General features: G+C 43.2%; 9 protein-coding genes. 7 read left to right on the forward strand and 2 right to left on the reverse strand.

The window, feature by feature from the left end; all coding sequences use genetic code 11:
- Positions 1-22: 22 nt before the first annotated feature.
- Both ACSLP7_RS09260 and ACSLP7_RS09265 read right to left on the reverse strand, forming a co-directional pair.
- Positions 23-1,567 (reverse strand): FG-GAP repeat domain-containing protein, encoded by a 1,545-nt coding sequence (locus ACSLP7_RS09260; RefSeq protein ID WP_435579034.1) that lies wholly within the window; start codon positions 1,565-1,567, stop codon positions 23-25.
- Positions 1,568-1,665: 98 nt separating this feature from the next.
- Positions 1,666-1,890 (reverse strand): hypothetical protein, encoded by a 225-nt coding sequence (locus tag ACSLP7_RS09265; protein WP_291182891.1) that lies wholly within the window; start codon positions 1,888-1,890, stop codon positions 1,666-1,668.
- 264 nt (positions 1,891-2,154) lie between these two features.
- Between ACSLP7_RS09265 and ACSLP7_RS09270 the strand changes: the two genes are divergently transcribed.
- From ACSLP7_RS09270 to ACSLP7_RS09300, 7 genes are all read left to right on the forward strand, one after another.
- The gene (locus ACSLP7_RS09270; RefSeq protein WP_435579035.1) at positions 2,155-2,601 is read left to right on the forward strand and encodes a DUF4199 domain-containing protein; all 447 of its coding nucleotides are present in this window, start codon (positions 2,155-2,157) and stop codon (positions 2,599-2,601) included.
- 103 nt (positions 2,602-2,704) lie between these two features.
- Complete coding sequence (locus ACSLP7_RS09275) at positions 2,705-6,619, forward strand: two-component regulator propeller domain-containing protein (protein ID WP_435579036.1); 3,915 nt, start codon at positions 2,705-2,707, stop codon at positions 6,617-6,619.
- A gap of 94 nt (positions 6,620-6,713) precedes the next feature.
- Positions 6,714-7,637 (forward strand): alpha/beta fold hydrolase, encoded by a 924-nt coding sequence (locus tag ACSLP7_RS09280; protein ID WP_435579037.1) that lies wholly within the window; start codon positions 6,714-6,716, stop codon positions 7,635-7,637.
- Between the two features lie 295 nt (positions 7,638-7,932).
- Positions 7,933-8,427: a T9SS type A sorting domain-containing protein gene (locus tag ACSLP7_RS09285; RefSeq protein ID WP_435579038.1), complete on the forward strand. Its 495-nt coding sequence runs from the start codon at positions 7,933-7,935 to the stop codon at positions 8,425-8,427.
- A gap of 10 nt (positions 8,428-8,437) precedes the next feature.
- Positions 8,438-9,436, forward strand: coding sequence for a hypothetical protein (locus ACSLP7_RS09290; protein ID WP_435579039.1), 999 nt, complete (start codon positions 8,438-8,440; stop codon positions 9,434-9,436).
- A gap of 121 nt (positions 9,437-9,557) precedes the next feature.
- Complete coding sequence (locus tag ACSLP7_RS09295; protein WP_435579040.1) at positions 9,558-10,928, forward strand: DUF3179 domain-containing protein; 1,371 nt, start codon at positions 9,558-9,560, stop codon at positions 10,926-10,928.
- A gap of 43 nt (positions 10,929-10,971) precedes the next feature.
- Positions 10,972-13,164, forward strand: coding sequence for an amino acid permease (locus ACSLP7_RS09300; protein WP_435579041.1), 2,193 nt, complete (start codon positions 10,972-10,974; stop codon positions 13,162-13,164).
- The last annotated feature ends 148 nt before the right edge of the window (positions 13,165-13,312 follow it).

The following is a 13,312-nucleotide window of genomic DNA, read 5'->3' on the forward strand; positions in this document are numbered from 1 at the left end:
GGTCTAAATAGCAAATCGTCTGTTATCGACTTGTATTTTTGAGCAGTAGAAAGGGAAGTCCTTCTTGCATCCACCTTTGGACGTAACCCAATTTTGGCACCACCTCAAAGGCCAAAGAGCCCATTAATAGGTCAAGATCGCCATCGCTGTCGTAATCAGCTGCATCCATAACCACCCAACGCCCAGCATTTGCAATGTCCAAACCGTGAGGCTCAAAGACATTTTCCTTTTGTTCAAAGTATACAAAGCTCTCCTGAGGACTGTTGACCCAATCCGGGAAGAACGCAATAGCGGCAATGTCTTTGTCGCCATCTAAATCGAAATCGGCAACAACAGCATTATAGGCGCCGTTTAGATGTTCAAAAACCTGTTGTTTAAAACTATTATCTCCCTTATTTAAAAACACATAGACGCCATGCCAAGGTTTCATTAAAGGCTTGTAATCGGCATTATCTCCGGCGGTAAGAAGGATATCCAAATGACCATCGTCGTTGTAATCTATGAGATTCATAAAGCTAGATCCCATACTGGGTGAAAACTGAAGCACACGCTCACGAGTAAAATTGGCCTCGCCGTCATTGTAGAAAATATCGACCCCTTCATTCCCTTGAGCAAATAAGGCAACAATATCCAAGTGCCCATCGGCATTCATGTCACGAAAATAAGCTTTGATAGCCCCAGGTTCTGGGTGCAAAACCCGTCTGACATATCCCTGAGAACCTGCGCTAAGGTGCAGGCTAAGCTGACCGGTCCACTTTCCAAATTCGCTAATCACCATATCGTCAACCCCGTCACCATTGAGATCTGCGTAGTCCGTGTGAACAGGACGCTGAAGCCCCTTAACGGGTTGAACGGCTTGCCCTCCTTGCTTGGGTATGCGAATAATAGAACCCAAAGCCGCATCAGTCGGTGCAAATTTGCCCATAGAAGTCATCCAATAATCCTCTTGAGTTTCTCTAATCCATACTAGGCCTTCTTGTATAGTTGCAGTTTGTGTTAATGCTAAGTCAGCGGAGAAAACAGAGAATGAACGCGTATTAGCATCTCCTATATATATGGAACCTGACTCGTTGAAACTAGCTAAAGTTGTACTTGGAATTTGGACTTTTAGCTCTGGGCGCTTAACCTCGAATGGCAATTTTCCCAAAGTGAGTTGTTTAGGCTTCGGATAACTCAAGGTCTCTGGCGCATTGTTGAGATAATAGGTCTGTATGTCATTCCAGACACTATCTGGCATGGTCTGTCTGTCTGGAAACAAACCACTTGCTTCGAGTCTCTCGCCTCCCGCACCTTGTTCAAAAAATGAAGCACGAGTCAAGACTGAATCATAGCGACCAAACATAGCTGCCATTCTAGGAAGCATATAATTCTTCCAAGTATCGCGATCTAACAAAGTGGGTTCTGGAAAAGCGTGACAGCTAGCGCAATAAAGGGCTGCATATTTATGGCCATTTTCTGCCACCGATTTTTCCGAACCGTCCTTTTTCGCTTCTGTATAAGACGGGTCTTGTTTGCAGCTAATAGATAAGCAAACACATAGAAAGAGTAAACTGAGCTTAGCGGTCATAACTTCGGGATTCGTTTTCCCGAAATTCTACAATTATTACCAAGCCTAGGTTAGGAAATAGTTATAAAAAAAATCCGCTCGTTAAAGCGGATTTTTTATTAGGCTACTAAGGGTTTTCCTTTTAACCTTTTCTCTATTTTCTGTTTAATCACGGTGAGTCGCTTCATGAGTTCCATTAGCTTCGCATCGCGATTTTGTTTATAGACTTCATTCACTCCTAAAATCAGTTCCTTAACTTCTCGTGAGGCAAGAATACGTTCTGATGTTGTTTTGAAGGAGTGCTTACGTTGCTCGAATTCGAGCGCTTTATCAACTATATCCATTCGCAAAAATTATGTGCTTTTTAGACAGTTTAAATATGGGGCAAAATACTTAAACATAGGTTATTGTAATGCCATTACTTATTAACAATTCTTATAGTACAATCGCTTTCAATAATCACGACTGCACCGGTTTATTGTCAACAAATAAGTCGTAACAACTATCTCCCAGTTACCTCTATAAGCCCATTTTAACAAAGCTTAACACCTCTTTTCTTAATTTTGTTTAATATTTTACTATTTTCATTAAACAAAAAATGAAAAGCTATGATACGGACTTATTTAAAATACGGGGGTGCGATCGCCCTAGCACTGATCGCCTATTTTTTAACCATGAAATTATTGGGGTGGCATGAATATCCTGCCCTGAGTATCTTCAACGGTGTTATCTATGGAGCCGGAATCCTAAAAGCCATGCAAGTGTTCAAGCAAGGAAGTTCTCGCTTCACCTATGCAGACGGATGGCAGATTGGATTCTTAAGTGGAACCGTCGCGACCTTAATCTTTACAGGCTTTATGGGCTTTTATATGTTTGAACTCAACACAGAATTTGCCAACGCAGTTCTAGGCAATTGGGGAATTACCTATACCAATGGTGTTGTGGTGATGATGCTTTCCACAGTACTTATGGGAATGTCAACTGCCATTGTGCTATCACTGACCTTTATGCAACTGCTCAAGCCCACACTAAATCCAAAAGGAATTAACGCCTAGAACAAACAAATAGAATTGAAACCCCTGTTAGTCAGGGGTTTTTCCTATCCATAAGTTAAGGGTCTGGTTCAAAAAAATATTTAAATTGTGCCAAATCCTGAATGTGAAACGCATACTGTTACACATACTTCTGGCGAGCTCCCTCTATTGCTGGTCCCAATCAACCGATCGGATCAGCTTTAGTCATTTGACCGTAAATGACGGTCTTTCTCAAAACAGCGTAGTCCACATTGACCAAGATTCTTCGGGCTATATGTGGTTTGCCACTCAAGATGGATTGAACCGCTATGACGGCAGGCAATTCAAGACTTACCCCTTACAATTTGAAGATATTACTCAAGACCGATACAGCCTCTTAGGGCAATTGAGTTTTGGACCCAACGACGAGATTTATGCCCTGGCCAAAGGTGGGGTATTGTATAAATATTCACCGACACGGGATGAATTTGATAATGAGGAAGCGATTGAAGATCTAAGTTGCATACACTTAGATGCTGATGGCAAACTATGGATGGGTACTACGCAAGGGGAATTATATTACAAAACAACTTACATACAAGATCCCATTCGACTGCCTGGGTCCTATTTTATCACTAGAATTAAAACCATAAAGGATGAAATTTGGGCAAGCTCAGATAATTCCATCTACACCGTAGATCAAAAAAACAAGTCTGGTCAATGGCTTCTATCGCTACAAGATCAAGACGCCTTGATCAATGATTTTGAGATGGACAGCAGTGGGAATTTATGGGTATCCACGTATAATAATGGGGTGTATTTTAAAACTGAAGACGGTGCTATAAGGCTGGCTTCAGAAGTATTCGAAGGGTTTGAACTTCCTGAGGGCATCAAATTAGAGCGTATGCTCATTGACAGCAATGACAATGTTTGGTTAGCTACTTATGGCCAGGGTGTGTATTTATGGAATTCGAAGGCTGAGCAACTGCGCCATTTCTTGCCCGTAAATTATGACCCAAACTCACTAAACTACCGCGACGTGATCTCCTTATATGAAGATCATACGGGTATTGTTTGGTTGGGTACCGACGGCGGAGGCTTGAATTACTACGACAAGGATTTATTGAAGTTTGATGGCATTGTACAATCCGAAGCTCCGCGTTTTGCAAATATTGACGTTTGCCGAGCGATAGCGGTAGATCAAACCGGACGTATTTGGATCGGCACTTCTGGGAAGGGGCTTACTGCCTACCATCCGCAGCAAAAAAAATACAACGGATATAAAACAGAATTCAACAGATCCAAGGGACTTCCCTCAGATCGAGTGATGAGTCTTTTAGCTATTGAAAACCGTCTATTTATAGGTTTCCAAGAGGCTGGTTTGGCCCTACTTGATTTGAACAATCCCCAGCGGGGCTTTAATTGGTTGAGTGATCCACGGAATCCAAAACTTGAGATCGGCACCATATGGAGCATTGTGCAAAACGGTTCCAATGAGCAGTTATGGCTTGCGACTCGAGAACAAGGCTTAATACTGGTAGATTTTCAAGGCGAGATTTTGGAGCAATACACTCATGACCCTCAAGATCCGCAAAGCCTTCCGGAGGATAATGTCAGGGCCATCCAGCTCACGGAGCAAGGCGAACTCTGGATAGGCACAGAAAATGAAGGAGTGGCGCGTTTAAAAAATGGAGGAAATCACTTTGAACGCTATTACAGTCTGCGCTATGCCAATGTGAAATCAATCTACAGTCATGACGATCGCCTTTGGATAGGTACTAACGGTAATGGATTATTCAAGTTAGACCTCAATAGCAATACAGAAGCGCAGTTTACCACTGCAGATGGCCTACCCAATAACGTCATCTACGGAATTATTCCCGATGAAAACAACAATCTATGGCTGAGTTCCAATCGAGGCATTACCAAAGTGACACAAACGGAATTTGACTATCCCAACTTTGAAAGCTATACTATTTTTGATGGGTTGCAATCATTAGAATTCAACACGGGAGCACATTTTAGAGATGCTCAAAGCAATACACTGTATTTTGGTGGACTTCAAGGGGTAAACTGGTTCAAACCTCAGCAGATCAGAAAAAACAGTACGCCTCCAAAAACCACCATAGCCCAAATTGAACTACATCACCAACCCATCAGCCTTGAAAAAGACATGGAGTTTAAGGCCGATGACAACAGCTTCACCTTTCATTTTGCCAGTTTACATTTTGCCCAACCAGGTCGGAACGAATTTAAATACAAGTTGATCAATCATGACGAGGATTGGTCTGCACCCACTACCAACAATTTGATCAATTACACCAACCTTACAAAAGGCGACTATACCTTTCAAGTGATTTCCAGCAATTATGATGGGGTTTGGAACAACAAACCTTCTGAGTTTGCCTTTACCATTTTGCCAGCTTGGTATGAAAGTAATTTGGCCAAATTGCTTTATGTGATCTTTGGTCTGCTTTTGATATATGCCACCTACCGCTATTTCAAATGGCGTTGGCAGATGCAGTATCAGTTGGATCTAGAGCATCGAGAGGCAGAACGTCTCAAAGAATTAGATGAGTTAAAAACTAGATTGTACACCAACGTTGCCCATGAATTCAGAACGCCTTTAAGCTTAATAAGCGGTCCCATCAAACAACTGTTAAAGGCTAATAGTGATCAACCCGAACAGCGGGAATTACTGCAGATAGTTGACAACAACTCCCAAAGAGTAGTTTCTCTTGCTGATGAACTTTTGGAACTTTCTCGTTTAAAGGATGGCGCGGTACGCTTGAATATCAAACCTCACGATCTGGATGCGCAATTGCATGATTTGATCATACCTTTTAAAGGTCATTCTGGACGTGAACAAGTAAGCTTAGAACACCGGCTAGATACCTTTGGAATGCAGGCCTATGACAGTGATGTTCTGAGCAAGATCATACTCAATCTCTTGAGCAACGCCTTTAAATACGCCAAACAAGGAACTACTATTCAAGTGGTTGCTAAACATCAGGACAATCAACTTCATTTTGAGATTGAAAATCAATCCGAAAGAATAAACCAACAAAATATCGAGAAGCTCTTTGAGCGCCATCATCGGGAACACGACGAGCTACCAGGATCTGGAATTGGCCTGTCACTCTTAAAAGAACTGGTTGAACTCACCCAAGGCTCAGTCAGTGCAACAACTACAACAAATAACGGGGTGCAATTTCGTGTTGTAATGCCCTTAACACCAACTGCTCAAATCCCAAAAGAGCAAACAGAAATTCAGACTTCTTTGCTGAAACAGAAAACAAACAAAGAAGCTCCGGTCATATTAATTGCTGAAGACGATCGCGAACTCCTTGGCTACACAGCCTCCCTCTTTGAAAAACAAGGATTTGAAGTCATAACGGTCAACAATGGAAATGATGCCATCACTTTAGGCATTGAGAAGATCCCTGATTTAGTGCTATCTGATATTCGTATGCCCGGTCAGGACGGTCTACAAGTTCTGGCAGCCTTAAAGGCCAATGAAAAAACCAATCACATTCCAGTATTTATGCTAACGGCGCAAGCAGGCGCTGATGATAAATTGGCAGGATTGGAACTTCAGGCAGACGCTTATATCACCAAACCTTTTGATCCGCAGTTGTTATTACAACAAGTTAAGAACGAGCTGAATGCCATTGAAAGGCTCCGTGAAAAATTCCAATCCAAAGGGCGTTTAACGAAAAGCCCAACAGCGCCACGAGGATCTCAGCAACAGTTTGTAAACAGACTCAGTGAACTTTTAAAAAAGAACCTTACCCAGCCAGACTTTAACGCTGCTAAACTTGCTGAAGATCTGGGTATGAGCAGAATGCAATTGCACCGAAAACTCAAGGCTGTGACTGGAGTATCTGCCCAAGAGTTATTACTCAGCGAACGTTTGGGGATGGCTCATGATCTACTTTCACAAAGCGACCTCAATGTTTCAGAGATTGCTTACAGTTGTGGCTTCAATACTCCATCCTATTTTAGTCGTTGTTTTAAGGAGAAATTCGGCTCCACACCCGCTGAATACCGCAAAAAATAAGGTTTTGATACGTTTGTTACCTTCTTTGTTACATCTGTGATACTTCACATTTAGTTGCTGACCTAGCTTTGTCCCAATCAAAGTTAACAACGCAATGAAACAAACGCTCAAACGCATCTTATCAGGATTAGGCCTTTTGCTGATCGTATTGCTTTTGATTGGCTTTGTAAAACAATCAAGCTACAATGCTTCTGTGGAGAAGAACTATCCAGCAACTGGAAGTTTTGCTGACATTGGCTACAATAAAATCCATTATAAATACGACGGATCGGGTGCAGTGACCTATGTGCTGATAGCAGGCTTGGGAGAAAGTATGCAAACTTGGGAATCTTTAGCGGTTCCTTTAAAGGAGCGCGGACGTGTTTTTAGATACGATAGATCTGGATTGGGTCACAGCGAAGTTGGTGCAATGCCGCGATCTGTAGAAGTTATGGCCACAGAACTTAAAGCTGTTTTGGATGTGGAGCAGATCCCAGGTCCTTATATATTTATAGGCCATTCCGCTGGAGGATTTTTGGCCCGCTATTACGCTAAAAAATATCCTGAAGATATCTTGGGATTGTATCTAATAGACCCCTACCAAGAAACAGGACGTGAAGAGACTGAGTCTTGGCCATTGAGTTATCGATTGCACAATTGGTCGCTTCGGAATTTATCCTGGAGTAGCATTCCTTATTATTCCTTGCCACAACCTCCACACCCCATTTACAAAACTGCAAAGTGCATCAGAACATATGGTTTGGAGGCGTATTCAGAAGAGCAATCTTTGGATGAATTTGCCAATTTAGATCACGGGCAATCCACCCTCCCAATTTATTTGATCTCAGCACAAAAGCAAGACAATCCTTATGCCGCGATGAATTTACGCTGGCATAAGATGATCATGGAAAAATATAAGAATCCAATCAACAAACATTTAATCGTTCAAAGTGGTCATCACGTTCATATTGAGAATCCGCAATACGTTCTGGACTACTTGGATGAATTTCACAATGCACTAGCTAACACTAGCAAGTAATTATGAGTTGGTGATCTAACTCGTTTTAAGAGGCCCTAGCTGTGGGGAGTTTAGGGCCTTTTTTCCTCCCCATTACCCCACAATATTCCCCAATACGTTCCGGGTTTTAACCCGAAATAATTCAGGTAAAATCCTAAAGCTAAAAAGGGTTTTATATATCTGAATATCAATATTTTAGCATCATAATTTTTAATGATATTATCTAGATAAACAGCCCCCTAGCCCGCACTAAAACTGCGGAAGCCAAGACCTTTTGCCCCCACGCAAATACTTTAAAACCAATAACAATTAAACTATGAAAAGACTACTGTTTTTTACGGTGCTCAGTGTGATGTTCATCCTTAGTACCCAAGCACAAAGTCTGAGTCAGACCGTAATGGGAAATTCTGGCGCTACCCTAAGTGGAGGATCTGGAACCTTGAGCTTTACCCTAGGAGAACCTGTGATAGGTTCTATTTCTAGTGGAGCTACTCTGGACCAAGGCTTTTGGGCCGGAGCGATCCAAAACCTCATTCTTGATGTAGATGATTTCTCTCTGGAAGGATCCACCACTGTGTTTCCCAATCCGGTTCGTGACCAATTGAACTTGAGCTTCAACGAGCTTCAAGGCGAATGGTTCGATCTCAAACTTTACGATCTGAATGGAAGGCTGATCTTCTCGCAAGAGCTTCAAAACCTCAGCGGAGAAGCCTCCATCAGCATGAGTCAACTGCAAGCAGGTGTTTATCTGCTTCAAGTCAATCTGACTGAACAAGGCGGCTCTAAAACCTTTAAAATCATCAAACAATAAACTCGAAATCATGAAAACGAAATACACCTCTTTATCACTTTTAGCCGCTTTGGCTATCACGGCTGGCAGCTTCGCGCAGAGCGTAGAAGGAGTTGCCATCAACGCCTATCAAAAGATCACTGACAATCCAACTGAGACTATTAGCCAACCCGATGTTACTCCTAAAGTCCTAGCAGCCGCGGAACTCATCAACTATCAAGCTGTTGCTAGAGACGGGAGTGGCGATCTTATCATCAGTTCTCCTGTAACCGTTCAATTCCAGATCCGCGATGGCGCTGGAGGATCGGCTGTATTTACAGAAACTCATAACCCAAATACCGATGAGAACGGAGTTTTCTCCGTGCAATTGGGAAGTATTTCTGCTTTGGACGCGGTAAACTGGTTAGACATTGATGCCTATTTGGCCGTAAGTCTTGATGGAACCGGCGTAGGTGAAACACAAATTGGAAGCGTTGCAACGGCCCTTCACAGTAAGCAAAGTGGTCAAGTACTACTTTTTGGCTCTGGTACTACTAATCCAGATAAAATGATCGTGCAACACTCTCCGGGATTCCCAGGTTGGGGTATTGGTTATGCCGATGTGGGTGACGACGTGCAGTTTCTAGCTGGTGGCACCGTAAATGCCTCCATTGACCTTGCTACTGGTAACATGGAGACCAATGGTTTTGTGGAGATCGTACAAACAACAGATTCACCTCAGCTTAATCGCGTTTACGGAAATTCTATGGCAATCGCTTATGGGAGTATTGACTCCCTGGGAGGTATCTCTACCGGATATGGAATTGCCTCTGTAAACAACTCTGCCACGGGTGTCTACGAAATCACTCTGGATTTAGACTCTAATCCTACAAACACCGTTGTGACCATTACGCCGTTCACCATCGGGTTTGGAATTCCAGAAATTGCTGGATATGAAACCACCGGCGCCAACACCTTCACAGTTCGCATTCAAGATGCTTCAGGTTCGGCAAGAGACAGTGCCTTTACCTTTGTGGTATACGGTAATTAGATTAGCCTCATAATCTGCTCAAGCGCCCGCTCGGTAACCTTTGGTCTGCCGGCGGGTGTTTTTATTTTGATCCATAGCTGTTTGGTTTTCAGTCCTTATTACGACCAAAGAAAAAAAAGCAATGCAAAAGCTGATTGTTCTCTTAGGATTTATACTCCTGCCATCCACAGGTTTTGCCCAGACAGAGGATTTGTCGCAAAGCCGGGCTCACTATCAATACTTTTTAGACCTCTTTAGAACAGAAAACAGTAAGGATCAGGAGCGAGCTCTGCGCTTCATTGAGCAAAATTGGGATCCGAGTTTTGAGATCTTTGCCTTGGAAAGTCTGTATTTTTTAAATCAGCCTAAAAGCAAACTTAAACTGCTTTTGTTGTTGCAAAAAAGCAGTGGACAAAACATTGCTTACGATTATAACGCCTGGTTTGAATACCTCTGGAATAAACCAGAAAACTACAATGCAGACTATTATCAATTCAAAGCGATCTTGCATCGTAGTATCGACTTTCGATTTGCTGATTATTTTTTAGGACGATCCGATCAAAGTGAGATTCGCTTGGACGAAGTCCGTTGGGGTGGCGTTAAGCAAGACGGTATTCCTCCGCTGCGCAATCCTCAAATGATCCCAGCCGAGCAAGCCGATTATTTAGACGACAACAACATTGTTTTTGGAATCTCCATCAACGGAGACACCCGAGCCTACCCCAAACGAATTTTAGCCTGGCATGAAATGTTTACCGATACGGTAGGTGGGGTGCCCGTTGCAGGGGTTTACTGCACGCTTTGCGGCACAGTAATTCTTTACAAAACGCAGTATGAGGGCACCCAATACAATTTTGGAACCAGTGGCTTTTTATACCGATCCAACAAGCTGATGTATGACCAAAAGACACAATCGCTGTGGAATACGCTTTGGGGCAGACCAGTCATAGGTCCTTTAGTGGGCCAAGACATTCAATTGGAATACCTCAATGTGGTCACCACCACCTGGAAGCAATGGAAGCAAATGCATCCGGATACTCAAGTGCTTTCTACCAATACGGGCCACCGCAGAGATTATGGTGAAGGCGTGGCCTATAAAGATTACTTCGCTACGGACGAACTCATGTTTAACATCCCTCAAAACGATCGCAGACTCAGAAACAAACAAGAGATCCTAGCCCTTAGAGATCCATTGAATACGGAGGAGGTCGTTGCTATTTCCTCTAAATTTCTCAAACGAAACAGAATCTATTCGCTTAACTACAATGGTGAAAACCTGACCATTTTTACAGACAAGAGCGGCGCACACAGAGTGTATCGTACCCAGGGAGTTAGCTTTAAAGAGTACAACAAAACCGATGGAGCCATTGATTCCTCGGGAAATTATTGGACCCTTCATGAAGACCAACTCTACAATGAATTTACCGGTGAATCCCTAGCTTTAATGCCTGCCCATAATGCTTTTTGGTTTGGATTCAAGGCTGCTTTTCCAAACACCAAACTCATAAAGTAGGTTCACTTTGCGCATAAGATAAAACTGTTATCTTGTGCTTACTATGCAAGACCAACCTTCTACCGCCAAGAAATTTGGCACCTTTGGTGGTGTTTTCACCCCAACCTTATTGACCATTCTAGGGGTAATCATGTACCTGCGTATGGGATGGGTAGTTGGAAACGCCGGTTTACTCGGTGCTTGGTTAGTGATCATTATTTCTTTTCTGATCACCTTGTGCACAGCCCTCTCCATGTCTGCCATTACGACAAATATTAGAATAGGTGCAGGAGGAGCGTATGCGATTATTTCACAGTCCCTGGGCTTAGAAGTAGGTGGAAGTTTGGGCATACCACGCTATATTTCTCAGGGCTTAGCCGTTACTATGTATATCTTCGGATTTAGGGAGGGATGGCTCGGAATCTTCCCAGAACACAATGCCTTTCTGGTTGATGTCTGTGTCTTTGCTGGACTGGTCACCATAGCATATATAAGCGCCAATCTGGCCATAAAGATCCAGTTCATCATTATGGTTATCATTATAGCCTCACTAGTATCTATTGTACTCGCGGCTTATGACGGCTCGATGAGTATTCCCACCAGTGAAGCCTTGAGCTGGGGTAGCTTTAAGGGCTCCCCAGAAAACAACTTTAACGGCAGCAATTTTTGGCTGGTCTTTGCAGTTTTCTTCCCTGCGGCGACAGGAATTATGGCAGGAGCAAACATGTCTGGAGAGCTCAAAGATCCACGCTCTAGTATTCCTAAAGGTACTCTTTTGGCCATTGGCGTGAGTTTTGTGATCTATATGCTGCTCGCGTTTTGGTTGGCCCGATCAGCCTCAGAAACTGAATTGATCTCGAACTACAACATCATTATAGAAAAGGCCTATGTAGGTCCACTGATCATTGCAGGTATTTTAGGGGCGACTTTCTCCTCCGCCTTGGCTTCTTTGGTAGGCTCCTCTAGAATACTCTTTGCTATGGGAGAGCATCAGGTTTTGCCAAAGTCTAAATTCTTGGCAGGAACTTCCGCCAACGGACAGCCCAGAAATGCTATGGTAGTTACCGGGATATTGATCTTCGCTACTATGCTGTTGCGCAATCTGAATGCGGTGGCGCCCTTAGTGACCTTATTCTTTTTGGTGACTTATGCCATGATCAATATTGTGGTGATCATTGAACAAAATTTGGGATTGATCAGTTACCGCCCCTTGTTTAAAGTACAGCGCTGGATCCCTTGGCTGGGACTAATTTCCTCAGTGCTTGCGATGTTCATTATCAACCCGACCATTAGCTTAGTGACCATTGGAATTGTATTGGCGGTGTACTGGTACCTCTCTAGACAAAACTTAGAAACACCCTTTGAAGATGTGCGTTCAGGGCTCTTTGTCTCTTTTGCAGAGTGGGCCGCAAAGCACACCTGGGGCATGAAGAAAATGCAACAGCGCGCTTGGAAACCCAACCTTATGGTTCCTGTGCGCGACCTAACTGGGGCTCGTGGAAACTTTGACTTTCTGAGGAATATTGCACACCCTAAAGGCTCCATAAAACTCCTGGGAATTGAGCCTAGCTCTGAAGGAAGCCCTATGGGAGACGAATTGGAAAGCTTAGCACAATCGTTTCGAGATAAAGAAGTCTTTTCCAGCTGGACCATTATTAATACCACGGAGTTTGCCAAAGGGGTCAATTATGGAAATCAGGCTTTATTAGGAGCTTTCTTTAGACCGAATATTGTCTTTCTTAACTTGCAGGCTCATGATGATTATGAGACGGAATTGCGCCCCGTGATACGGGAGTGTATCCGTCTGGAAATTGGCTGTGTGGTGTATCAACAGCATCCAACTGCTCAACTTGGGCAACGCGATACCATAAATGTATGGTTGAGCGATCGCCGAGACAATTGGAATTTGGGTTGGGATATTGGCAACCTTGACCTCTCTACTTTATTGGCCTATAAACTGATGAAAAATTGGAATGCAAAGATCCGTTTGGTTATGGTTATTGCCGATGACGGACAACGCGAAAACGCAGAAGGCTTTATGCGTCAACTCATCAGCTTGGCGAGACTACCCGACACTCTTATGGAGATATTTGTGGGAAGTTTTAGAGATGTTTTGGCAGATGCGCCACGAGCAGATCTCAACATTTTTGGTATGGACGCCGACCTCCGCTTTGAATTTGTAAAGGAGATGACAGAAGCGACAAACTCTTCCTGTTTGTTCGTTAAAGACAGTGGACACGAGAGTATTTTGGCCTAAGGCTTCATTTTAAGGGAAATCAATCCTATCGCTGGCCCCAAAGCTAAAATCACATACACCGTTGTTGGATTGTACTGCAACAATAAATTGCTCAGCAATTGAATACTGACTATAGTTATTGCAAAGCCAACACAATTGACAATAGTAA

The sequence above is a fragment of the Gilvibacter sp. genome, from assembly GCF_965601605.1.
Taxonomy (GTDB): Bacteria; Bacteroidota; Bacteroidia; order Flavobacteriales; family Flavobacteriaceae; genus Gilvibacter.